This window comes from Pseudomonas sp. RIT357, from assembly GCF_000632245.1.
In the GTDB taxonomy this organism is placed as follows: Bacteria; Pseudomonadota; Gammaproteobacteria; order Pseudomonadales; family Pseudomonadaceae; genus Aquipseudomonas; species Aquipseudomonas sivasensis.
Genome location: NZ_JFYX01000045.1, coordinates 22,919 through 45,529 on the forward strand (window position 1 = coordinate 22,919; position 22,611 = coordinate 45,529).

Below are 22,611 nucleotides of genomic sequence, written 5' to 3' on the forward strand. Positions count from 1 at the left end.
GCCCAAGGCACACGTCAGAATGCGGGGGAAGCGCGGGGATTGGCCGAGGGCCAGGCATGGCGCGGCGGCGCCTTGTTGCGTTGTTCATGGGCCGGGCGCGGGGTTTGTCCGAGGCCCAACAGCCACGCCAGTCCAATCAGGAACACGAGGGCGACCGTCAGCGAGGCGCACACCGGGCAGGCAAAGTAGTTCGAGATGTTGCTGGAAGACGGGCTGCCCAACCCTTTGTCGGAAAGTGGCGCCTGCTTACCGTCCACCGAACAGAACGCGCCGCCGATCCCATTGAGCTCCTGGCCCATCATCTGGCCATGGCCCAAACCGCACACGAACAGGTTCATCAGTACGCAGAAGTACAGGGTCCAGACGATTGGCGAACGGTCGGGGTGGCTCGATTTCATGGCGGCGACTCTACCACCGAAGCCGCAAAGGGATGAAATACGGCGGCCCCCTGTGGCAGAACGTCGCAGATTACGTGCCATCGCCAGGGTTGGTAGACTTGGCGCCCTCCTCGTTTACTCCTTTTCAAAGCCTGATGTGTAGATCCAGAGCAATGCAGGCGTTTCACAGGATGCACAGTTGATGAGTACGTTATTCACCCGCCGCAAGGTCCTGACCGGCATGGGCCTGCTGGGTCTGGGCCTGCTGACCGGTTGTGACAACAGCCCCAGGTTGAACTTCAAGTACGGCAAGGACTTGAGCGACAAGATCATGGGCCGCACCTTCAAGCTCAAGAACACCGAGGGCGACACCGTCACCCTCAGCTCCTACCGTGGGCTGATGCCGGTGGTGTTCTTCGGCTTCACCCAGTGCCCGGCCGTGTGCCCGACCACCCTCGCCCGCGCCGCCCAAGCCAAGAAGCTGATGGGCCGCGACGGCGAGATCATGCAGGTGATCTTTATCACCCTCGACCCGGAACGCGACACACCGGAGATTCTCGACAAGTACGTCAAGGCCTTCGATCCGAGCTTCGAAGCGCTGTACGGCACCCCCGAAGAAATCGCCGTGGCCGCCAAGGAGTTCGGGATCTTTTATGAAAAGATCCCCGCCGGCGACACCTACACGCTGTCCCACACGGCCACCAGTTTCGTCTTCGACACGCGCGGCAACCTGCGCCTGGGCCTGCAAGCATCCCTTACCGCAAAAGAGTGCGCAGAAGATCTGCTCACCGTCATGGAGGTCTGCTAATGACTGCCGTTCAACACCTCAAGCGCTTCACCTTCGGCCTCGCCCTCTTGGGTTTCGCCGCCCACGCCAGCGCCCAGGTGCAAGTGACCGACGCCTGGGTGCGCGCCACGGTGCAGGGCCAGCCGTCCAGCGGCGCGTTCATGACCGTCACGGCCGACAGCGACAGCAAGTTACTGCGTGTGGCATCGCCGGTGGCAAAGGACGTGCAGATCCATGAAATGAGCATGAAAGACGACGTCATGCGCATGGGCCCGGTAGACGCAGTGGCCTTGCCCGCAGGCAAGGCCGTCACACTCGACCCGAATGGCTACCACGTGATGCTGATGGGCCTGACCGGGCATATTAAGGAAGGCGACCAAGTACCGCTGACCCTGACGGTGGAAAACGCCAAGGGTGAACAGCAGACCGTCGAAGTGACCGCGCCAGCACGTGGTTTGGATGGTGTGGACCATAGCCATATGGACCACAGCAAGATGCACTGACCGTGCTGCATCAATCCACGATAAACAGCTTCGCCCCAACGCTCGTCGATGAGCGATGCGCTTCCATGTCATTACCTACCTGGTAACTCATCCCGGCCGTCAGCGTGAACTGACGGCCGTCTTCCAACTCCGTGTCCAACTCGCCTTCCAGGCACAACAACACATGCCCGCGTTTGCACCAGTGATCGGCCAGGTAGCCGGGGGTGTACTCCACCATGCGTACACGAGTGTTTCCGAAATGGCAGGTGCGCCACAGCGCATGGCCGGTAACGCCGGGGTAAACGACGGGGTCGATGGCGGACCAGTCGGTGGTGCCAAAGGGGACAGCGGTGAGGTTCATGGGGGGCTCAGTCGTGAGTGATGGTGGAGGGAGGCTATCGGCCTGCAACGGTAGGCGACAGACACAGATCCCATGCTTTTGTGGGATACAGGCGGCGACGCTTGTTATCCTGCCGGTCTTGTTCCCGTGGATGCACGCTGATGCAGATCGACCCTGCTTACATCCTGCTTGAGACCGAGCACTGGCAGCTCAACCATCACCTGGCGTCAAAACTGCCGGGCTACCTGATGCTGGGCGCCAAGGCGCGTATTCATTCCCTGGCCGACATGCCGGAAGCCGCACTGGCCGAACTGGGTGGGTTACTGGCCAGGACCCAGCGGGTCATGGAGGCGCAACTCGAACCCAAGTGGCTGTACATCAGCCGCTACGGGCATATGCCAGGGTTCCCGCTGCATTTTCATTTCATCCCGGTGTATGACTGGGTGGAAGATGCGTTCTGGCGGGATGAGCGTTATCGATTGCTGCATAGCTTTGCCGCGCCCGGCCATGCGCAGGCGCAGACCGACGGCGCCGAGTTGACGCTGTTTGTGTGGCGCGAATTTGGGGAAAGTCGGGTGCCGCCGCAGGTTCATGGGGATTCGGTTGACGCGGTTATAGAGCGGCTGCGCGCGGCTTTCCGTACCTGATGAGGGGCAAGGACAGCGTCGAGAGCCTTGTTGCCTGAACCACCGCTATCGCCAGTAAGCCCCTCATTGGGTAGCGCTGCTCACTCAATCCGCTTAGTCATCGGTATACACGCCAACTCCAGCCCCGACGGCGAGTGGTAGATCGCCTGCTGCTCCCCCACATAGCCGCATGCCCGATAGAAACTCGCCGCATTCAACGTCGCATCCAGCACCACCTCTGCTAACTCCAGTTCCCGCGCAAGCGCCTCAAGATGATCCAGCATCGCCTTGCCGTACCCACGTCCGGTGAACTGCGGCAGTACAAACAACGCGCCCACTTCATTGTTGTCGAGGTCGAGCATGCCGGTGGCGACCGGTTCATCGTTTACCCAGCCGAGGTAAAACGGTTTTTCCATCAACGTGCTGTAACCATCGTCGGCACTGCCGCGAGTCCAGAGCGCCATTTGCTCAGCGGTGTAGGCACCGATGCATTGGCGGCGGATGGCTTCGCGGCGGATGTCAAAAGCGGCGTTGGCGTCTTCGGGGGTGGCGCGTTTTATTTCCAGCACAGGGTCCTTCCTTTATGCGTGTTGGTGACTTCAAGGCCTGATCGATACCTTGGAGCCAGACCTGGTTTTTTATATTAGCGCGATCAAGTGGCGCGATGCTGGGGGCAGTGCAACAGTCAGGATGTCGCGACATACACCGTAGACTGTGCCACTTGGCGGGTTTGTATCTATCATGTGCCCTTTCAATCAATGCCCCAGGAACCTGCATGCCCGCCCTCACCCTGCGCAACGCCCTCCCCGCCGACGCTGCCCGTTGCTTTGAGATAGAAATCACTGCCTACGAAGGCGACGAAGCCGCGACCCTGGAGAAGATCGCCACGCGCATTGCGTTGTACCCGCAAGGCTTCCTGATTCTTGAAGCCGATGGCGAGGTGGTGGGATTTATCAACAGTGGCTGCGCCCATGAAGTGGTGATGTCGGACGAGGCATTCAAGGAGTTGGTGGGGCATGCACCCGAGGCGCCGAATGTGGTGATCATGTCGGTGGTGGTCGACCCCGCGCATCAGGGCAACGGCTATTCCACGGTGTTGATGAGCGAGTTTGTGCAGCGCATGAAGACGCTAGGCAAGCGAACCATTCACCTGATGTGCAAGGAGCGGCATGTGCCGTTGTATGCGCGGCTGGGTTACACCTATGTTCGGCCTTCGCCTTCGGATCACGGCGGAATGGCGTGGCATGAGATGGTGATGGCGCTTTAACGCTCAGCCCAACATGCTCCGGGTACATCACCGCTATTTTTGTCCAGGGAAGGAATCACCTCGTGCTCAACGCAACACCGCCCACCTTTCAACAAGCTGTTAAGAAAAACCTCAAACGAATGGCCATCTATTGGGCGCCCCTCAGCGTTATTTTCGCGGGGCTGGGCACATTGCTGGGGTTTTATACGCTGTCCACCTACGCGACTGCGATAGGCCGCCCGGACCTGATGGCCGCTGCGCTGGAGGCCAAGTCGGCGCTGATTCCCTGGCTCGCCGCCGTGGCCGGCATGCTGGGGGTGTACCTGTTCATTCTGTTATCGACCACATTCCTGTTCGGGCTAACGATGTCCTTGTTCAGTGATGCGGCGTCCCAACAGCGCAAATTGGTGGGCATCCTGTTTGTGCCGGTATTGAGCGGTATCCTTGCAATGCTGTGGCACAGCTTCAAGGGGCCTTCGTTGAGCGGTGACGACACGCTGCTCTATACCCTGGTTGGTCTTGCCGCCACCTTGTTTGGCCTGGTGGCGTTACCCGGATTCCGCGTTGCCGTCGACATCTGTGCAACCTTTGCGAGTACCGCAAAACCTCGCAGCTGGCCGGTACGGGGCTTGTTCATCCTCATGCTTGCATTGTTGCTGATTGCAACGGTGTTCTCTGCGGTATTTCCCGCCAGCTTGATCTACAGCGCCTATGCCGACAAAGACACGCTCGACGGCATGAACCGCTTGATGTTTATCTCGATGTTCGCCACCACCGTCCCCCTACTGCCCGTGGTGGTGTTCTATGTCTGCAAGGGGGACCTGTTCAAGCGCCTGTTCTTTAGCCTGCTGGCAGTGGTCGCCTGCGCGGCAATGGTCATTGTTGTTGCACCGGGAAGTTCTGCCTCCATCGTTTATTCGGCGGCGCTTGCAATGAAGGCGCGTGACCCGGTGGAGGCCAGGTTCTGGCTGACAAAAACCTGGGCCACGGAAGATTTCGATACGCAAATCTGGGGCGAGGTCGAAGAATTGCGTGGTCATCCCGTGGTACGCGCATTCCCACTGTTTTCCTTCGGCGATGTGCTGCTTTTGTGCCCAACCCGCCTGATCAACAAAACGCTCAAGGAGTGGCCGGAACATTCCGACTACTGTGTGCTCACTCAAAGCAGCAACGCGATTCGCACACCCAGGAAGTCGGCGCCGGCAACAGACGCTGCAACGCCCTCTGGAAACAAAACAGGACAAGCATCACCCGAACACTCATCAGACGCCTCGCCCCACTGAACCACGGGCCAGCGCCAAGGTCAGGCACAACACGGACGCCATCGCGATGCAGCATGCTCAGATTGAAATCAGCGACCAACCCAACCCCGACGCAGAGCGTATCCTGAGTAGCGGCCTGGCCGCCTTCAACGAACAGGCCGCCGGTTACCATGACCGGCGCCCTTTGACGGTGTTGATCAGAGACCCGCACACCCAGGAAGTCTTGGGAGGCATTACGGGTAGAACAGCGTTCGGCATGGCCTTCCTTGACCTGTTTCACCTGCCCGACTCCCTGCGTGGCACGGGCCTCGGCAGCCAGTTGCTGAAAGCTTTTGAAGACGAAGCTCGGCGTCGGGGCTGCCTGAATGCGGTGCTGTACACCATCAGCTTTCAGGCGCCGGGGTTTTACGAGAAAAATGGATGGGTGCGGTTTGGAGAAATACCCTGCGCGCCCCAAGGCAGCAGCCGCGTTTTTCTCTCTAAACAGCTGTAACGGTCAGGGCCTCGTCAGGCTTACCAACTCCCCGAAGCCCCGCCGCCGCCACTGGAACCGCCGCCACCCGAGGAACTGCTGGAGCTGGAGCCACTGGAGCTGGAGCTAGAGCTGGAGCTTGAACCGGAGCTCCGGCTCGAACCCGCCCCGGAACTGGCAATGCTCTGCACAAACACAATAAACGCCACGAAGGAGGCCACGGGGATCGCCACGATCCAGCCCTGGTAACCGTGCCCCAGCAGCATCCCTGCGGCAACGTAGACAGCCGTGACCGCCAACGCACGCAGGAGGAAAAAGCGCGGGCTCTTTTTCCAGGATGCTTTGATGACGAAGTACAACCCAAGGTATAAGCCCAGCACTAACGCCCCGCCAAACGGCCAGACCAGCCAATGGACATAACTGACCTCTACAAACCGGTTGGCTATCACCACACCGACGACATAGGCCAGCACCCCCATCACGCAGTAGAACGCCGTGCGCGCCAGCCACAATGCGCCGAAGGTGGCGCCGCCAATCAGGATGCTCAGCGGCAATACCAGCAGATAAACCGGCCATTCCCGGCCACCGGCGAACACCACCAGCAACACAGTGACGGCAGCCGTGGCGATTAACGCCCCACGCCAACCCAGCTTGCGCGCGGCCATCAGCACGCCGCCAATCGCACCAACGATAAACGCGAGCAACACCGCGATGGCCTCGGGCGCAACGCCGGGGCCTGTCACCTGAGGCAACTCTCCGCCGTCCACCAGCACGACCAGATCATCCACGCCTTGGCTGATGCCGCCCGCGTAATCGCCCCGACGAAACGCCGGCGTGATGTGCTCCTCAATGATGCGGTGGGCCAACAGGTCGGTGACGGTGCCTTCCAGGCCGTAGCCCACTTCGATACGCACCTTGCGATCAGCCTTGGCCACCAGCAGCAGGATGCCGTCGTTGACGTCCTTGCGCCCCAGTTTCCAGGCGCGGAACAGTTGGTTGGCGTAATCCTCGATGCTCGCCTCGCCAGTTGAGGGCACCAGCAACACCGCCACCTGGGCGCCTTTGCGTTGTTCGAGGGCGGCGAGCTGCTCTTTCAGACGAGTGGTGGTGCTGGTGTCGAGGGTGTTGGTGAGGTCTATCACCCGCTGGTCAAGGGCGATGCCAATCGGCGAGGTGTCAGCCTGGGCGCTGATTAACGGGCTGGTGAACACCACTACCAGCAGAATCGAGAGAGATTGCCGTAACCACCGCATCATGTTTGTTACCTGAAGTTTCTTCCTGAAGGCGCCGACTTTACCTTATCAGCGCTATAACGCGTGACCCCACGCCGATGACTATCTAAACTGCCGCGTATATAGCAATACGCCATAATTTCGGGACCCACATGGACCTACGCCACCGCAACAACGTTACTGTGATGGGCCGCGGGGCTTCGACCCTGGTGTTTTCCCATGGATTCGGCTGCAACCAGGCCATGTGGAAATACTTGGCACCGCAGTTTGAAGAACGCTTTCGCGTGGTGATGTATGACTTGGTGGGCGCCGGTCTGTCTGACCTGAGCGCCTTCGACAAGACCAAATACAACGTGCTGGAAGGCTACGCCCGCGACCTCAACGAGATCATCGACGCCTATGCCGAAGGCCCGGTGATTCTGGTGGGGCACTCGGTCAGCGCGATGATCGGCACCCTCGCCGATCGCCTGAGCCCCGGCCGTGTCGCTGCCCATGTGATGATCGGTCCCTCACCGCGCTATATCGATATCGATGACTACGTAGGCGGCTTCAAGCGCAGCGATATCGACGACCTGCTCGACACCCTCGACAGCAACTACCTCGGTTGGTCCAGCGCCATGGCCCCGGTGATCATGGGCGCGCCTGGGCAACCAGCGCTGAGTGACGAACTGACCGACAGTTTCTGCCGCACCGAACCGGACATCGCCAAGCAATTCGCGCGCGTCACCTTCATGTCCGACAACCGCCAGGACGTGATCGGCCTGACCACCCCGGTGTTGATCCTGCAATCGAGCGACGACCTGATTGCCCCCGTGGCCGTGGGCGAATACCTGCACCGCGTGTTGCCCAACAGCACCTATTGCCTGGTGGCTAACGTCGGCCACTGCCCGCACATGAGCGCGCCGCAAGCCTGCGCGGCGGCCATGGACACATTCCTCGCGCCTTGGGCGGTTTCCCGTGCCCACTGAGCTGTTCGACAGCGCCGCCTGCGCCCTGGCCGTCACCTCGGAAGACGGCACGATCCTGCAAGCCAACGCGCGCTTCAGTGATTGGTTGGGGTTCAGCAATGCCGAGTTGTGCGGCCATCGCTTCCAGGACCTGCTGACCATAGGCGGGCGGATCTTCCACCAGACCCACCTGGCGCCGATGCTGCGCATGCACGGCAGCGTCACCGAAGTGAAGTTGGACATGCTGCACCACGACGGGCACAAGGTGACCGTGCTGCTCAACGGCAACAAACGCGAACAGGCCGGCGCTGTAGTGCACGACCTGGCGTTGTTCGGCACCACCGACCGGGACAAGTACGAGCGCGAGTTGCTCAACGCACGCAACCTGGCCGAAGCGCTGCTGCAGGAAAAGACCGCTACCGAACTGGCGCTGCACCAGGCACAGGCCGAACTGAGCGAGGCCTACGCCATTGCCCAGCGCCGCGCACTGTTTGCCGAGCAGATGGTTGCGATTGTCAGCCATGACCTGAAAAACCCCCTTACGGCGATCCGCATGGCGTCGGACTTTCTCAACCGTGGCGAGCGCACCGCCAAAGAACGCCAGCTACTTGGGCATATCAGCCAATCATCCGAACGCGCCCAACGCATGATTGCCGACCTGTTGGACTTCACCCAGGCCCGGGTCGGCCAGGGCATCAGCATCAAGGCGGCGCCGCTGGACCTGCATGACGTGATTCATCGCACGGTGGATGAGCTGCGTGTGGCATTCCCCAAAGCGACGTTGGAGCATCAGGCCAAAGGCAGTGGCGGCGCGTGTCTGGACGCAGACCGCGTGCAGCAGATCATCGGTAACCTGGTGGCCAACAGCGTGGCTTATGGCGACCCGCTGCAACCCATCACCATCACCTCGAACCTGGGTGATGGCGCGTGTGAAGTCGCCGTGCACAACCACGGCCCGGCAATTCCCGAAGCCTTGCTGACCGGGCTGTTCGAGCCCATGACCCGCGGCACCGACCAGGGCAGTGACGTACGCAGTGTGGGCCTGGGGCTGTATATCGTGCGCGAGCTGGCCAAAGTGCATGGCGGCGATGTGGCGGTGAGTTCCTGCGCCAACGCCGGCACCACGTTTACGGTGAAGTTTCAGGACAGATAGACACTGCCCTGCATGATCGGCTCGACACTGCCGGTCAACACCACGCCGCCCTCGCCCGCCCAGTGCACGGTGACCGTGCCGCCATCGCACTGCACCTGCACCGTGGCATCCAGCAAGCCGCGCCGGATGCCATTGACCACCGCCCCGCAACAGCACGAACCGGAACCCAACGGCACGCCACCGCCACGCTCCCAGATGCGCAGGCGGATATGCCCACGGTCCAGCACCTGCACAAAATGCACATTGGTCCTGGCCGGGAACAACGGATGAAGTTCCAGCGCCGGGCCTACTGCGGCCACATCGATGGCGTTGATGTCGTCGACAAAAAACGTGCAATGGGGATTGCCCATGCTGCACGCCGCCGGGCTGCCGTCGATCGGCAAGGTGCCCGTGTCCATGGCCTCGGCCAGCGGCACTGATGCCCAGTCCAACGACGGCTCGCCCATGTTCACCGACACCCGCCGCCCCGACTCGCGCACGCAGGTCAGCAGGCCACGGTCAGTGCGCAGCACAACCGAATCGCCGCCGATTTCATGCATCAAACGGTCGGCCACGCCTCGGGTGGCGCTCCCGCAGGTTTGCAGCGCTGTGCCGTTGGGGTTCCAGAACTTGATACGTGCGACGGCATCTTCGCAATCAAGCACCACGGCCAGTTGATTGAAGCCGATGCCAGTGTGGCGATTGCCCAGGCGGCGGGCGATCTGTGGGGTGATCGGGTCGTCCAGGCCACGGCGGTCGACGATGATGAAGTCATCGCCATGGGCGTGCATTTTTACGAACTGCAAGGGCATGGAGTGTCCTGGGGTCGACCTGTGGAGGAAGTGGAGGATACCCTGAACACGCCCCTGTGACCTATCGAAGGACCGAACCATGCTTATCGTCTTCAGCGGCTTGCCCGGCACCGGCAAGACCACGATTGCCCGCGAACTGGCACGCCGGTTCAATGCGGTTTACTTGCGCATCGATGTCATCGAGCAAGCGCTTCGCGATGCAGCTGTGGTGCCGGGCGCCAGCGGCTATGGCGTGGCGAACGCTCTGGGCTTGAGCAACTTGCAGTTGGGGCATACGGTGGTCGCCGACTGCGTGAACCCGGTGCAGGAAAGCCGCGCGGCGTGGCGAGCAACTGCCGCAACGGCGGGGGTGGCGTTGGTCGATATCCAAATCGTTTGCTCTGATACGCGCGAGCACCAACGCCGCGTCGAAAGCCGTGAGAGCGATATTCCAGGGCTAATTGCGCCGAGCTGGCAGTCGGTCTTGGTTCATGAATACGAACCTTGGAATGACGCGCCATTGACGGTCGACACCGCCCAGATCGATGCGGCGCAGGCTGTTGAAAAGCTCCTCAAGCACTTGCGCCGTTGATTGCCGCGCAACAAAAGCGATCAAGTTGTTGATAACCATTATCAACCACCGCTAAACTCCGCGCCCTCTCACTTCCCAGTCTGTGCCACGCGGCACAGTCGCGCGCAGGCAGCTGACTCTCTTGGCGGATGAAAAACTCCAGCTTTACCTGACCCACCGGGCCGCGCTGCTGGACTATGCCACGCCCATCGTGGGCTGCCGCGCGCGCGCCGAGGACGTGGTGCAGGAAGCCTGGTTGCGTTTCAGCGGCCAGGATGAGCAGGCCGATATCCGCCACCCGGCCAGCTACCTGTACCGCATCGTGCGCAACCTTGCCCTGGACTTGACGCGCCGCACCGCCACCGAGCGGGTGCAGCCCGGTGGCGACGAATTGCTCAACGACTTGCCCTCCAGCAGCGCCTCCCCTGAGCGTGAAGTGAGCAGCCAGAATGAACTGGAAGCCATCTCCCGCGCCTTGGCCCAATTGCCCGAGCGCACCCGCCGCGCTTTTGAAATGCATCGGCTGGGCGGGTTCACGTTGCAACAGGTAGCCGCCGCTTTGGGGGTGTCGACTGCATTGGTGCATCAACTGGTTCACGACGCGCTGCGCCACTGCATGGACTGCCTGGAGGTGGACGATGACTGAGCGCACCAAAACTTTTCTGAAAAAAAACTCTGCTGATGCGTCTTTTGCGGTGAAGGGCGAATCCATGGGATCCTGCCCGCCGTTTTTTGCCTGCGGAGATACGCCATTCATGCCCACCGAGGATAGCGCCAACGCCCGCCGCGACCAGGCCCTCGACTGGCTGATGCGCGTGCAACAGGCCCCGCTGGATGCGGACCTGCGTGGGCAAGTGGCCGATTGGTGCGCAGCCAGCGAGGCCAATGCCAAGGCCTATCGCAAGGCTGAACGCGTATGGCAGTTGACTGGGCATGTAGCGCCGGTCAGCGCAGAACATTGGCCACAGCCCGCAGCGCCACTGCAGCGTTACACCGCCCGCCCGCGCCGGGTTCGACGCTGGGTCGCCGCTGCCATCGCGGCGTGTCTGGTGGTGGCGTTGGCGCCGAGCCTGCTGCTGCGCTGGCAAGCCGATTACCGCACCGGCGCTGGGGAAACCCGCGACATCACCCTCAGTGACGGCAGCGTGGTGCAACTCGACAGCCATTCGGCGATTGCCGTGGACATCGCCGACAATCACCGCGATGTGCGATTGCTGACCGGCCAGGCGTTTTTCAAGGTGACGCCGGACAAGAGCAAACCCTTTCATGTATTGACCACGACATTGCGCGTGACCGTGACCGGCACCGCGTTCAACGTCAATGCTACGCCGGATGATCCGAGCGTCGCCGTGCAACAAGGCTCGGTCAATGTCACCGATGCGCAAGCCCGCCGCACCCTCGCCAGCCTGGTGCCGGGGCAACGCCTCACCTTGCGCGCCGGGCGCGCCGAACTCGGCAGTTTTTCCCCCAGCCAGGCTGCTTCCTGGCGTCAGGGCCAGTTGATTGCCGATGACCTGCCGATCAACGAGGTACTGGAACAACTGCGCCGCTATACACCCGCCATCATTGTGCTGCGCGATAAGCAACTGGGTGCGCAGCGGGTCACGGGGGTTTACGACCTGCGCAAACCCAAGGCGGCGCTGCAGGCCGTGCTGCAACCCTACGGCGCAAAAGTCAGCGCCTACAGCCCGTGGCTGCTGGTGTTGAGCAAGTAATTTCCCGGCATTTAAAAATAATTCAGCTTTTTTCTGAAAATCCCCCGCGCTGTCCCGTCTTCTGTCCCGCGCGCAGCAATTGAGATTTATTCGTATTCATTGACTGGCCGGTTTTTTGTGCCGGCGCGGGGATCTTTGCATGACACACACCCTTCACCCGTTCGGTACGCCGGGCACGTGGCCGCTGCGCCTGAAAAAAGGTGCTGCCGCCAGCGTGCTCGGGCTTTGCTGCGCGTTTGGCCCGCTGCCGCTGGCCCTGGCGCAACCCGATGCGCCCGCCTCGGGCCACGTGTTCAACATCCCGCCGCAGCCGCTGGCCGGCGCCTTGATCGCCTTCGGCCTACAGAGCGGCAAGCAAGTGAGCGTTGACCCGCAACTGCTCAAGGGCGTGAGTTCCCCCGGTGTGAATGGCGACATGAGCAACGACGCTGCCCTCGCTTACCTGTTGCAAGGGACCGGCATCGGCTGGGGCTATCAGGATGGCGCGCTGGTATTCCATCGCCTGCCCAATGCCGCTGCCGGTGAACCCTTAATGCTGGACAGCACGGTGGTGCTGGGTTTCACCCAGGAAAACTCGTTCCAGGGCGCCACCGTTATTGATCAAAAGGCGATCCAGGCCTTCCCCGGCGCCAATGGCGACATCACCACGCTGCTGCAAATGCACCCCAGCGTGCAGTTCAGCGGTGCGCAGCAGAGTTCCAAGACCCCCGGAGAAATCGACCCGGCGGACATCAGCATCAACGGTGCCAAGTTCTACCAGAACAACTTCATGATCGACGGTATCTCGATCAACAACGACCTCGACCCCGGCGCCCACGGCTACGGCGAAACCCGTCAGTTCGATGCAGCACCGAGTCGCTCCCACGGCATCGCCCTGGACGCCGACCTGCTGCAGGAAGTGACGGTCTACGACAGCAACGTGCCCGCCGAATATGGGGGATTCAACGGTGGTGTAGTCGACGCTATCACCCGTCGGCCCACGCAGGCGCTGCACGGTAAATTCTCCTATTCCATGAGCCGGTCGGCATGGACGAGTTACCACATCACCGAAAAAGACCAAGCTAACTTCGACAACGCATCCAACGAGCAATACCAGCCCGAGTTCGAGAAGACGACGCTGCGCGGCAGACTCGAAGGCCACCTGACCGAAGACTTCGGCGGCATCCTGAGCTTCTCGCAAAAGCGCTCGGTCATTCCGTTGAACACCTACACCGGGGGCTACAACAGCCCCACCGGCGAGAACACTCGGGACCAGACGCGTCAACTCGACAACTACATGGTCAAGTCCTACTGGAACGTCAACGACAGGCTCAGCCTCGACGGTTCATTTATCCAGGCGCCCCAGGAAAACACCTATTTCCGCGAAAACTACCGCAACGCTGATTTCACCAACATCAACGGCGGCTGGCAGGGCTCGGTCAAAGCCGTATGGGAAGGCGACACGGCGCGCTGGTCGCACACGCTGGCGGTCAGCGACCTCAACAGCTCGCGCCGCTCCGAATCCAATGACGCGATCGCCTGGTTCTACTCCACGACCAAAGACTGGGGTCGCCCGGAAACTACCAACTCCCGTAGTGGCGAGGGTGCCTATGGCAACCTGGACCAGACCCAGAGCAGCATCGACTACAAACTCAAGGCTGACTGGCAGGCCTTCAACTGGGCGGGCACCGAACACAAAGTGGTCACCGGTCTGCAACTGACCCGCACCCAAGCGACCTGGGAGCGGGAAAAAATGGCCACCTCCGCCACCATCAACAAGCGCGACAGCATTGCCACCTGCGCCAACAACGACAACCTGTGTTCCATCGGTACGCTGCTCAACGGGTCCACCCGCCAGTGGGCGGGTACGCGCCTGGAGTACGGCGCCGGCAAGATCGACCTGACGGAAAACAAATACGCAGTGTTCGTCGAAGACGCGATGCAGATCGGCAAGCTCGGCCTGCGTCCGGGGTTACGCCTGGAAGGCGACGACTACATGCAACAACAGAACCTGGCCCCACGTTTTACCGGTGACTACGACTTCTTCGGTGACCGCAGTACCGTGCTGGTATTCGGCGTCAACCGCTACTACGGCCGCAACCTCTTCAAATACCGCCTGGCCGACGGTCGCCAGGGTTTTAACACGCTCTACACCCGCACCACCCAAGACGGCGCGTGGCGTTCCACTCAAGTGGAAAACCTGAACAAGCTGACCGACCTCAAGGTGCCCTACGATGACGAATGGACCCTGGGGCTTGATCAGGTTTGGCTCGACACCGACTTTCGCCTCAAGTACGTGCACCGCGAAGGCAAGGACAAAATCGTCAAGGCCTCCTCTCGCGTGCTGGGCCTTGGAGCACAAGCCGGCTATGACAGCATCTACTACACCTACACCAACCAAGCTTCCAGCGAGAGCGATAACATCAGCCTGACCATCACCCCCAAAGGGGAATTCAATTGGCAAGGCACCCGCACCAGCGTGCAAGCAGCCTTTGACTGGTCACGCACCAAAGACGCCTACGGCACTTACGAGTCAGGTATCGACGCCGATGAATTCGCCGATGCTGACGTGATCTACGACGGCAAGCGCATGGCCTATAGCGACCTGCCTGCCAGCGACTTCAATCGCCCCTGGACAGCCCGCCTGACCACCATCACCGAGATCCCGCAGTGGAACCTCACCGTCAGTAACTTCCTGCGCTATCGCGGCCCCTACGAACAGATCGTCAGCACCAGTAAAACCGTGACCGTCGACGGCGATGACCTGGCGGTGTACGACGCCGCGACTGTAAAGGCCGCCCCCACGTGGGACATGCGCATCAGTTGGGAAATCCCCACAGGCAAGGAGCAGGCGCTGTTCGCCGCGGTGGACATCACCAACGTCACCGACCACGTCAACGAGATCGTCGGCAGTGGCAGCTCGACCGTCACCTATGAAGTCGGCCGCCAATATTGGCTCGAAGTCGGCTACCGCTTCTAACCAGCCACCTGATTAGCCTGGAACCCTTGATGAATAAGTTACTTGCAGGCCTGCTCGGCCCACTGCTGCTGTGCGCCTGCGCATCGCCCGTCACCCAAGAACCGCTGCCGTGGGCGCCCCAGGTGGTGCGCGGCCAACTGGCCAATGGCTTGGAATACCGCTTGGTGCAGGACAGCACCCAAACCGGCCGCCTGGACCTGCGCCTGACCGTGCGCGCAGGCTCGGTGGATGAAGACGACGACCAGGTGGGCGTGGCCCATATGCTCGAACACCTGACCTTCCGCAGCCGTGCGGGCCAAGCCAGCGACCTGCGTGCGCAGATGACCGCGTTGGGTTGGGTGCAGGGCCGCAACTACAACGCCATGACCAGCTATGACCGCACCCAGTACCTGCTCAGCCCCATGGCCGGTACCACGCAAACACCCATAGCCTTGGAAAAGCTTGCGCAACTGGTGTTCGCGGGTGATTACAACACCGCAGACCTTGAGCGCGAACGCCCCATCGTCATCGAAGAATGGCGCGGCGGCCTTGGCGTGGCCCAACGCATGAATGACCAACGCGCGGCCACTCAACGGGTGGGTTCGCGTTACCCACAACACCGCACCATCGGCAATGAAACGGCGATCCGCGAAGCGTCGCTCGGTGCCTTGCAGCGCTTTCAACAGCGTTGGTACGTACCCAATAACATGGTGTTGTCGGTGGTCGGCGACTTCGAGCCACAGCAGTTGACGCAGCAGATCCAGCAGGCCTTCGGCGCCCCGGCCGCCAAGGCACTACCGGAACGTGAACACCGCGAACTGCCTCTCGATAACCAGCTCAAAATCTTCCGCCTGCAAGACCCGCAAACCGGCAGCAACCAAGTGTCCCTGCTGTTTCGCCTGCACGAACCGGACAGCCGTGGCATCACGGCCGAAGCCAGCCGCGAGCGTTTGGTCGACCGCATGGCCCTGTCGGCGCTGTTGGCCCAGTTACGCCGCCAACCCCTGCCAACCGGCGTGCGCAGCCTTACGGCGCAGAAGACCTTGATCGGCGAGTATTCCAGCGTACTGGGCGTCGCGGCCGGTGTTGACGGTGCTCATCATGACGATGCCCTGAGGCAGCTGCTGACCGAGTTGGAGCGTGTGCGCCAACACGGGTTGACTGCGCAGGATCTGGACCGGGAACGGAGCAAAATCCGCTTATTGGCAGACGCCATGCTGGCCAAGGATGAGTCGCGCACCTTCGAGCAATGGGTGACCTCGCTCAACGATGCCGCCGTGCAGAACCGCCCCGTCGTCGCGCCGCATCAGATCGCCCAGCGCACGCTTAACGCGCTGGACACCATCGACCTCGCAGCCCTCAATGCCCGCCTGAACCGTTGGCTGAACAGCCCCGACCAAGTGCTGCAATTCACCGCGCCGGGCAACCGTGTGGTGCGCCTGCCGACGGTGGACGATGTGCAACGGTTGCGCGCGTCCATTGCCCACTCATCACTGGCAGCGCCGCAGTCGGCCCCGCCGGTGGCACCGCCTGCTGCCACCTTCACACTGCCATCGGCTGGTGCACCCGGTTCGGTGCTGGGCAAACGCAGCTTTACCGCTGAACAGGTCGAGCACTGGCAACTGAGCAACGGTGATCGCCTGGTCTGGCTGCGCCGCAATGCCGAAGACGGCCAATGGCGACTGCAAGCCGAATCGTCCGCCGGTTACGAGCGCCGCGACGTACCCGCCTGGCGCCTGCAAATGGCGGCGCAACTGGGCAACCAGAGTGGCGCGCCAGGATTGGAGGCGTGGCGTAAACAGCACAAGGCAACCTTGAGCCTTGAACAAAGTGCTACGCGCCTGCAATTAAGCGCCCGCTCAAACGCCTCGATTGTCGCCCTGACCACACTGCTGCAAAGCTATCGCCAGAGCCAGGTGGGCGCGCCGATCGATGACGAACTGTTCAGCGCTGCCCGCGATGATCTGCTGACCCGTGTGAGCACCCGACCCGACGCCATCGCCGCCGCCCGACGTGAACTGCGCTACGGCGTCGACACCTGGCAAGCCCCGGATCAACACGCCTTGGAGGCATTGCAATCAAGCACCCTGAATGAGGACTGGCAGCAGCTCACGCAGGCCCCGGTCACCTACTACCTGATGGCGGACATGGATCCGGCGCACCTGGCAAAAGCCGTGGTCGAGCAACTGGCCAATATCCCGCGCGGCGTTGCCCAACCCAGCCGCCCTGCCCTGCAAAAACCCGGTCAACGCCGCGCCGACATCGCCGTAGCCCTGGAACCACGCGTGGTACTCGAAGCCAACAGCTTCAGCGAACAGCCATGGACGCCCGAAGCGGCGGCCCGTGTCGCAGCCCTGCGTGAACTGGCCAACCAGCAGCTCAAGCAACGCCTGCGTGGCGAGGCGTCCGGCGTCTACCGCCTGCGCTTCGACAGCGAACTGAACCCCGACACCCAGCGCATCGAAAGCCAGTTGAGCTTCACCTGCGACCCCCAACGCGCCGACGAGCTGTGGGCGCTGGCCCAGCAGACTCTGGCGCAGTTAGGCCGTTCGGTGGAGGCGAAATGGGTCGCTGACGAACGCGTGGAACTGCGCCGTCAGGAGCGAAAGCGCTTGCTCGATCCCACCACCCAATGGCGCCGCCTGTTGCTCAGCGAACGCCAATGGCAAGACCCGCGCTACCTGAGCCGCCAGACCCGTTTGCCGGACGGCCTGCGCCTGGAATTGCTCAAACCCTTGGCCAGCCAGTTGTTCCCGGCGAATAACCAAGTGCTGCTGCGCGTCCTGCCAAAGGTGGATGCCCCTTGAAGAGCCTGCGTACGTTCTACCGCCTGGCCGCGCCGTTCTGGCGCCAGGGCTCGCAGTGGCTGGGCTGGCTGATGCTGGTCAGCATCATCGGCATGGGCCTGTTGATCGTACAGATCAATGTCTTGATCAACGCCTGGAGCAAAAGCTTCTACGACACCCTCGGCGCATTCGACACGCCTGCGCTGTACGCGCTGATGGGCCGCTACGTGATTTACCTCGGCGCCTATGTGCTGATCGTCGTCGCCCTGGATTGGGTGCGCAAAGCCTTGGTGCTGCGTTGGCGCCAGGCCATGACCGAGCAGTTCACCCATGCCTGGCTCGCTGACCAGGCCTTCTACCGCCTGGGCCTGAACGGCGAGCCGGACAACCCCGACCAGCGCATCAGCGAAGACGTGGATATCGTTGCCGACCTGAGTGTGGAGTTGGTGGCATCGTTCATCATCAACATGGCCCAGGTCGGTGCTTTCATGAGCATTCTCTGGCAACTGTCGGGGGTGCAGACGTTCAGCGTCGGCGAATACAGCATCACACTGTCGGGCTACCTGGTGTGGATTGTGGTGCTCTACACCCTGGCCGGCAGCTTGATCACCCACTGGGTCGGCCGTCCGCTGCACCGCCTGAACGTGGACCGCCAGCACTATGAAGCTGACTTTCGTGCCAGCCTGCTGCGCAAGCGTGAACACGCCGAACAGATCGCCCTGTACCGGGGCGAGGCGGTGGAGCGCGCGCACCTGGCTGAGCGTTTCCAGGCGATTGCGCACAACTGGCGGCAACTGATGGGCCGCGAGCGTAACCTCAGCCTGTTTACCGTCAGCTATGAACGGGTCAGCCTGATCATTCCGGTGTTTGCCGCCCTGCCCGCGTTTCTGGCCAAGACCATCACGTTAGGCGGGTTGATGCAGATCCGCAGCGCGTTTGGCGCGGTGCAAGGCTCCCTCAGTTGGTTTATCAAGCTGTACCCGAAGTTGATGCGCTGGAGTTCGGCGGTGGAACGGCTGGGGCAGTTTGAACACGCCATCGCCGCCAGCCGCTGCCAGGCCCAGGCACCGGTGATTGGCGACTGCCTGTGCGTCAGCGGCCTGGATGTACTGCGCCCTGACGCGGGCCTGCTGCTGGGCGATGTGTCAGTACAAGTGGCTCAGGGGGAGTGGCTGTTGATTGCCGGCCGCAGCGGTATCGGCAAATCCACGTTGCTGCGCACCTTGCAGGGCATCTGGCCGTATTGCCGGGGCGGCTGGCAATTGCCGCCAGGGCGCAGCCTTTTGCTGCCGCAGAAGCCTTATCTGCCAAGCATGCCGCTGCGTCAGTTGCTGGCTTACCCTGCGGTTGAAGTGCCGAGTGGCGTGCGCTTGGTTGCCGTGCTGCTACAGGTGGGGTTGCCAGGGTTGGTAAATCGCCTGGACGAACAACGTGAATGGGCGCGGGAACTGTCGGGCGGTGAACAACAGCGCATCGGTCTGGCGCGCGCGCTGCTGTATGCGCCGGATACGTTGTACCTGGATGAAGCGACCAATCAGCTCGACGAGGCCAGTGCGCATGCCCTATTGGTGCTGGTGCGTGAGCAATTGCCTGAATGCACAGTGATTGGCATCAGTCATCAGGTGGCGCTGGCGCCACTGTTTGATCGCACCTGGTCCCCTGAAACGGCACAAAACGCTGGGGTTGTGGCAGGTTTTGGGGCTGCTGCGCAGCCCAGCGCGGGACAAGCCCGCTCACCACAGAAAGAGCACTGACCGGGGACTAGAGCACGCTGCCCATCGCCTTCATCAACACCAGGTCCCGCGCGTAAATATCCGGCGCGTAGACCAACCCACCCTGGCGGTCGACTTCGACCGTCCAGTAACCGAGCAACACCGGCACCGGTGTGGACAGCCTGAATTCATGGGTCACGCCAGTGGCCAGTAGTTCATCGGTGCGCGCGCGTTCGGCCGGGCTGACCAGCAGATCGCGCAGCAACAACGGTTGTTCCACCCGCACGCAACCGGAGCTGAATGCGCGAGGGCCTTTGGTGAACAGCGGCTGGCTCGGGGTGTCGTGCAGGTATACCGAGTACGGGTTGGGAAAGCGCATCACGATCTTGCCCAACGGGTTGCGCGGCCCAGCTTCCTGGCGCAGCAGGATATTGCCGGGGCGCGCCCAGTCGATCTGCTCGGGCGCCAGCGGGTGGCCTTCGGCGTCGAGCACTTGCAGGTTTTGCTGGCGCAGGTATTCAGGGTTCAGGCGGATGGCCGGGAGTTTATCCTCGCGCATGATGGTCGGCGGGATCGTCCAGGTGGGGTTGAGCGTCAGCCGGGTAATGCGGGATTTGAGCAGCGGCGTCTGGCGTTCGGCGCGGCCCACTTGCAGGCGGGTTTGCCACACCGGGATGCCGCTCTGGTACACGCTCAATTGCGCGGCGGCGACGTTGACCAGCACGCCTTCGGGCTCCAGGTCCTGGGCCAGCCAGCGGAAGCGTTCAAGGTTGATGCGCAGTTGCTCGCGGCGCATGGCCGGGCTGATGTTGAGTTCGGCCACGGTGCCGGCGCCGATCACACCGTCCGATTGCAAGGAGTGGCTGACCTGGAAAGCCTTCACCGCCGTGACTAACTCAGGACGGTATTGCTTGCCGGCGCCCTTCGGTTCGCTGGGCAGATAACCACCGCTGTAGAGCCGCCGCGCCAGTTCCGGAACGCGTGGATCTTCCATGCCGGGACGCAACAACGGGCCGCTGCCAACCGCCTCCCAATGGGGCAATGGCTGCTGGCGCACCGTGGAATAGGCATTGCGCAGGCTGCGGTACAAATCTGCGCTGGGGCGGGCCTGGTCGAACGCTTGCGCCATGTCATTCAAGCCGACGGCGGCAAAGGCCAGCACGTCGGTGTTGGGATCGCGGGTGGGAGGCTGGGAATGCCACAGCGGTTCGAAGCGCGATTGCTGCAGCCGGCCGAAGTGCAAGTCCTGGAGGGCTTGCAGGTAGTGTTGGCTGCTGTCGATATCGCTGCACAGTACGTTTTGCGTGGCGTGCGGCGCGGGCAGACTATAGTGGTTGGGATCCAGGCCATCGTCGGCGAGCATCAGCAATTGCGTTTGGAGTGCTTGGCGGCGCGTCTCGTCCGACCATAACGGTGCGTCGCCTTGCTGCTGATAGAACGCTTGCAGGCGCGCAAGGGCTGGCGCGTCGATCTGCGGCGCCAGGCCTGGGCAAACACTGGGCAACTGCGCCAGGGCTTGTTGCAACGGGGCCAGGTCCACCGGCGCGGGGGTCGTGACCGGCAGCGGTTCCACCGGCAGCGCATCCGCTGTGGCGACCAATGGTGCAACGAGCAGGCAAATGCTCAAGTAACATGCGTGTTTTTTGAACAATGGCTTGGCTCCAATCCACAGTGGGGGAGATGTACTGTAGATGCTGACTTTTATGTATCGCCTGGGGATCGCCTTGAGTTTGGCTGTATTGAGCAATTCTGCGCTCGCCGCCAATGGCAACCCTCCTTCCTTGTATAGCAGCCTGGCGCGCTCGGCTCCAGAACTCAATCCCACTGTGCTGAAAAGTGCCCTGAGCGCGATGCAGTGCGCAGTCAGCAATGGCGAGGAACGCTCCGAGCGCCTGGCCGTGATTGACTATTCTCAGCCGTCGACCGCCCGTCGGCTGTGGATCTTCGACCTGCGCAAGAAAACCCTGGTGCTGCGCGATCTGGTGGCCCACGGCGCAAAGTCCGGGGAGAACTTCGCCACCCAGTTCTCCAACACCGAAGGTAGCCATCAATCCAGCCTGGGCCTGTTCCGCACCCAGGAAAGTTACCTGGGCACCCACGGTTACTCGCTGCGCATGGATGGCTTGGAGCCGGGGTTCAATGACCAGGCCCGTGATCGCGCCATCGTGATTCACGCCGCCGACTACGTAAGCCCGCTGTGGAGCAAGCGCGAAGGCCGTATCGGCCGCAGCCAGGGTTGCCCGGCGGTGCGCCCGCAGGTGGCGCGCCAGGTGGTGGATAAACTCAAGGACGGGCAGTTTATGTTTTCGTGGTACCCCGACCAGCGCTGGTTGAAGTCCTCGACGTACCTCAATTGCAAACCCCAACAGGTGGCAAGTAGTCGTACAATCCGTGGCGGTTAGCCTGTCCCCACAGATAAAAGAGAGCGTTCAATGCTTCTACACCAATCGACCTGGATCGAGATCGGGCAGTTTCTGGAGCGCAGTCGCACGGTGGTGATCCCCATCGGCTCCAACGAGCAGCACGGCCCGACCGGTCTGCTGGGCACCGACTGGATGTGTCCGGAAATCATCGCCGTTGAGGCGCAAAAAAACGCCGACATCCTGATCGGGCCGACCTTCAATATCGGTATGGCCCAGCATCACCTGGGTTTCCCCGGCACCATTTCCTTGCGCCCTTCCACCTTTATCGCCGCGATTGGCGATTGGGTGCGTTCGCTGGCCGGGCATGGTTTCGACAAGATCCTGTTCCTCAACGGCCATGGCGGGAATATCGCAACCATCGAGGCGGCGTTTTCCGAGCTGTACGCCGAAGCCAGTTTTGCCCGTCGACCCGCCGGCTTCGCCCTGAAGCTGGTGAACTGGTGGGACCTGGAAGGCGTCAGTGACCTGGCCCACCGCCAATTCCCGGTAGGCCACGGCAGTCATGCCACGCCGTCAGAGATCGCGGTGACGCAGTGGGCGTATCCGGACTCGATCAAGTCGGCCGACTATTCGCCGCAGATCGCCAACACTGGTCCGATCCGCGAAGCCCTGGACTTCCGTGCACGCTTCCCCGATGGACGCATGGGCTCGGACCCGGCGCTGGCGACGGTGGAGAAAGGCGGTGAATTGGTGGAGTTGGCGGCTCAAGGGCTGGTCAAGACCGTCAACAGTTTCAGCAACGAAGCCAAAGCCTAGGTCGAGTACACATCAA

The 22,611-nt window shown here is 61.9% G+C and carries 22 protein-coding genes; 16 read left to right on the top strand and 6 right to left on the bottom strand.

The window, feature by feature from the left end:
- Positions 1 to 14 precede the first annotated feature (14 nt).
- Positions 15 to 398 carry a DUF2946 domain-containing protein gene (locus BW43_RS07600; RefSeq protein WP_032889447.1) on the bottom strand — a complete coding sequence of 128 codons (384 nt, stop codon included), beginning with the start codon at positions 396 to 398 and terminating at the stop codon, positions 15 to 17.
- Positions 399 to 579: 181 nt separating this feature from the next.
- Here BW43_RS07600 and BW43_RS07595 point away from each other — a divergent pair, with 181 nt between their 5' ends.
- The gene (locus BW43_RS07595) at positions 580 to 1,185 is read left to right on the top strand and encodes an SCO family protein (protein ID WP_032889449.1); all 606 of its coding nucleotides are present in this window, start codon (positions 580 to 582) and stop codon (positions 1,183 to 1,185) included.
- Positions 1,185 to 1,667: a copper chaperone PCu(A)C gene (locus BW43_RS07590; protein ID WP_032889451.1), complete on the top strand. Its 483-nt coding sequence runs from the start codon at positions 1,185 to 1,187 to the stop codon at positions 1,665 to 1,667. The genes BW43_RS07595 and BW43_RS07590 overlap by 1 nt, the downstream gene beginning before the upstream one ends.
- Positions 1,668 to 1,677: 10 nt before the next feature.
- Here the strand turns inward: BW43_RS07590 and BW43_RS07585 are convergent, their stop codons facing one another.
- Positions 1,678 to 2,007, bottom strand: coding sequence for a DHCW motif cupin fold protein (locus tag BW43_RS07585; RefSeq protein ID WP_032889453.1), 330 nt, complete (start codon positions 2,005 to 2,007; stop codon positions 1,678 to 1,680).
- A gap of 140 nt (positions 2,008 to 2,147) precedes the next feature.
- Between BW43_RS07585 and BW43_RS07580 the strand changes: the two genes are divergently transcribed.
- Positions 2,148 to 2,633 carry a hydrolase gene (locus tag BW43_RS07580; protein WP_032889455.1) on the top strand — a complete coding sequence of 162 codons (486 nt, stop codon included), beginning with the start codon at positions 2,148 to 2,150 and terminating at the stop codon, positions 2,631 to 2,633.
- 80 nt (positions 2,634 to 2,713) lie between these two features.
- Here BW43_RS07580 and BW43_RS07575 read toward each other — a convergent pair whose 3' ends face one another.
- Positions 2,714 to 3,181: a GNAT family N-acetyltransferase gene (locus BW43_RS07575; RefSeq protein WP_032889457.1), complete on the bottom strand. Its 468-nt coding sequence runs from the start codon at positions 3,179 to 3,181 to the stop codon at positions 2,714 to 2,716.
- 206 nt (positions 3,182 to 3,387) lie between these two features.
- Here BW43_RS07575 and BW43_RS07570 point away from each other — a divergent pair, with 206 nt between their 5' ends.
- From BW43_RS07570 to BW43_RS07560, 3 genes are all read left to right on the top strand, one after another.
- Positions 3,388 to 3,879 (top strand): GNAT family N-acetyltransferase, encoded by a 492-nt coding sequence (locus tag BW43_RS07570; RefSeq protein ID WP_032889459.1) that lies wholly within the window; start codon positions 3,388 to 3,390, stop codon positions 3,877 to 3,879.
- A gap of 62 nt (positions 3,880 to 3,941) precedes the next feature.
- On the top strand, positions 3,942 to 5,141 hold the full coding sequence (locus tag BW43_RS07565) for a hypothetical protein (protein ID WP_032889461.1): 1,200 nt from the start codon (positions 3,942 to 3,944) through the stop codon (positions 5,139 to 5,141).
- 46 nt (positions 5,142 to 5,187) lie between these two features.
- Positions 5,188 to 5,613, top strand: a complete 426-nt coding sequence (locus BW43_RS07560; protein WP_032889463.1) for a GNAT family N-acetyltransferase — start codon at positions 5,188 to 5,190, stop codon at positions 5,611 to 5,613.
- A 20-nt stretch (positions 5,614 to 5,633) separates the two neighbouring features.
- On the opposite strand, the gene BW43_RS07555 is transcribed toward BW43_RS07560, so the two are convergent.
- Positions 5,634 to 6,848 (bottom strand): YgcG family protein, encoded by a 1,215-nt coding sequence (locus BW43_RS07555; RefSeq protein ID WP_032889465.1) that lies wholly within the window; start codon positions 6,846 to 6,848, stop codon positions 5,634 to 5,636.
- 128 nt (positions 6,849 to 6,976) lie between these two features.
- On the opposite strand from BW43_RS07555, the gene BW43_RS07550 reads away from it, so the two are divergent.
- Positions 6,977 to 7,792, top strand: coding sequence for an alpha/beta fold hydrolase (locus BW43_RS07550; protein ID WP_032889467.1), 816 nt, complete (start codon positions 6,977 to 6,979; stop codon positions 7,790 to 7,792).
- Positions 7,782 to 8,924: a PAS domain-containing sensor histidine kinase gene (locus tag BW43_RS07545; RefSeq protein ID WP_032889468.1), complete on the top strand. Its 1,143-nt coding sequence runs from the start codon at positions 7,782 to 7,784 to the stop codon at positions 8,922 to 8,924. Before BW43_RS07550 ends, BW43_RS07545 begins: the two co-directional genes overlap by 11 nt.
- On the opposite strand, the gene dapF is transcribed toward BW43_RS07545, so the two are convergent.
- Positions 8,912 to 9,715, bottom strand: coding sequence for a diaminopimelate epimerase (gene dapF / locus BW43_RS07540; protein WP_032889470.1), 804 nt, complete (start codon positions 9,713 to 9,715; stop codon positions 8,912 to 8,914). The genes BW43_RS07545 and dapF overlap by 13 nt on opposite strands.
- A gap of 79 nt (positions 9,716 to 9,794) precedes the next feature.
- Between dapF and BW43_RS07535 the strand changes: the two genes are divergently transcribed.
- The 6 genes from BW43_RS07535 to BW43_RS07510 all read left to right on the top strand — a co-directional run bounded on the left by BW43_RS07535 (position 9,795) and on the right by BW43_RS07510 (position 19,458).
- A complete protein-coding gene (locus BW43_RS07535; protein WP_032889472.1) occupies positions 9,795 to 10,286 on the top strand; it encodes an AAA family ATPase in 492 nt (163 codons plus the stop codon).
- A gap of 121 nt (positions 10,287 to 10,407) precedes the next feature.
- Positions 10,408 to 10,911: a sigma-70 family RNA polymerase sigma factor gene (locus BW43_RS07530; protein WP_032889474.1), complete on the top strand. Its 504-nt coding sequence runs from the start codon at positions 10,408 to 10,410 to the stop codon at positions 10,909 to 10,911.
- 109 nt (positions 10,912 to 11,020) lie between these two features.
- Positions 11,021 to 11,980: a FecR domain-containing protein gene (locus BW43_RS07525; RefSeq protein WP_032889996.1), complete on the top strand. Its 960-nt coding sequence runs from the start codon at positions 11,021 to 11,023 to the stop codon at positions 11,978 to 11,980.
- A 139-nt stretch (positions 11,981 to 12,119) separates the two neighbouring features.
- The gene (locus BW43_RS07520; RefSeq protein ID WP_081797791.1) at positions 12,120 to 14,939 is read left to right on the top strand and encodes a TonB-dependent receptor; all 2,820 of its coding nucleotides are present in this window, start codon (positions 12,120 to 12,122) and stop codon (positions 14,937 to 14,939) included.
- A gap of 29 nt (positions 14,940 to 14,968) precedes the next feature.
- Positions 14,969 to 17,725, top strand: coding sequence for a M16 family metallopeptidase (locus tag BW43_RS07515; protein ID WP_032889475.1), 2,757 nt, complete (start codon positions 14,969 to 14,971; stop codon positions 17,723 to 17,725).
- Entirely contained in the window at positions 17,722 to 19,458 is a 1,737-nt protein-coding gene (locus BW43_RS07510) for an ABC transporter ATP-binding protein/permease (RefSeq protein ID WP_081797793.1), read from the top strand. Before BW43_RS07515 ends, BW43_RS07510 begins: the two co-directional genes overlap by 4 nt.
- 7 nt (positions 19,459 to 19,465) lie before the next feature.
- Here the strand turns inward: BW43_RS07510 and BW43_RS07505 are convergent, their stop codons facing one another.
- Entirely contained in the window at positions 19,466 to 21,067 is a 1,602-nt protein-coding gene (locus BW43_RS07505) for a murein L,D-transpeptidase (RefSeq protein ID WP_032889478.1), read from the bottom strand.
- A gap of 40 nt (positions 21,068 to 21,107) precedes the next feature.
- On the opposite strand from BW43_RS07505, the gene BW43_RS07500 reads away from it, so the two are divergent.
- Both BW43_RS07500 and BW43_RS07495 read left to right on the top strand, forming a co-directional pair.
- Complete coding sequence (locus BW43_RS07500) at positions 21,108 to 21,818, top strand: murein L,D-transpeptidase catalytic domain family protein (RefSeq protein WP_032889480.1); 711 nt, start codon at positions 21,108 to 21,110, stop codon at positions 21,816 to 21,818.
- Between the two features lie 30 nt (positions 21,819 to 21,848).
- Positions 21,849 to 22,595, top strand: a complete 747-nt coding sequence (locus BW43_RS07495; protein ID WP_032889483.1) for a creatininase family protein — start codon at positions 21,849 to 21,851, stop codon at positions 22,593 to 22,595.
- Positions 22,596 to 22,611 lie beyond the last annotated feature (16 nt).

Coding starts and splice junctions, on each gene's coding strand:
- BW43_RS07525 (WP_032889996.1), top strand. CDS start 11,021: ATGCCCACCGAGGATAGCGCCAACGCCCGCCGCGACCAGGCCCTCGAC.
- BW43_RS07520 (WP_081797791.1), top strand. CDS start 12,120: ATGACACACACCCTTCACCCGTTCGGTACGCCGGGCACGTGGCCGCTG.
- BW43_RS07590 (WP_032889451.1), top strand. CDS start 1,185: ATGACTGCCGTTCAACACCTCAAGCGCTTCACCTTCGGCCTCGCCCTC.
- BW43_RS07585 (WP_032889453.1), bottom strand. CDS start 2,007: ATGAACCTCACCGCTGTCCCCTTTGGCACCACCGACTGGTCCGCCATC.
- BW43_RS07600 (WP_032889447.1), bottom strand. CDS start 398: ATGAAATCGAGCCACCCCGACCGTTCGCCAATCGTCTGGACCCTGTAC.
- BW43_RS07495 (WP_032889483.1), top strand. CDS start 21,849: ATGCTTCTACACCAATCGACCTGGATCGAGATCGGGCAGTTTCTGGAG.
- BW43_RS07500 (WP_032889480.1), top strand. CDS start 21,108: ATGCTGACTTTTATGTATCGCCTGGGGATCGCCTTGAGTTTGGCTGTA.
- BW43_RS07560 (WP_032889463.1), top strand. CDS start 5,188: ATGCAGCATGCTCAGATTGAAATCAGCGACCAACCCAACCCCGACGCA.
- BW43_RS07555 (WP_032889465.1), bottom strand. CDS start 6,848: ATGATGCGGTGGTTACGGCAATCTCTCTCGATTCTGCTGGTAGTGGTG.
- BW43_RS07535 (WP_032889472.1), top strand. CDS start 9,795: ATGCTTATCGTCTTCAGCGGCTTGCCCGGCACCGGCAAGACCACGATT.
- BW43_RS07570 (WP_032889459.1), top strand. CDS start 3,388: ATGCCCGCCCTCACCCTGCGCAACGCCCTCCCCGCCGACGCTGCCCGT.
- dapF (WP_032889470.1), bottom strand. CDS start 9,715: ATGCCCTTGCAGTTCGTAAAAATGCACGCCCATGGCGATGACTTCATC.
- BW43_RS07550 (WP_032889467.1), top strand. CDS start 6,977: ATGGACCTACGCCACCGCAACAACGTTACTGTGATGGGCCGCGGGGCT.
- BW43_RS07515 (WP_032889475.1), top strand. CDS start 14,969: ATGAATAAGTTACTTGCAGGCCTGCTCGGCCCACTGCTGCTGTGCGCC.
- BW43_RS07580 (WP_032889455.1), top strand. CDS start 2,148: ATGCAGATCGACCCTGCTTACATCCTGCTTGAGACCGAGCACTGGCAG.
- BW43_RS07595 (WP_032889449.1), top strand. CDS start 580: ATGAGTACGTTATTCACCCGCCGCAAGGTCCTGACCGGCATGGGCCTG.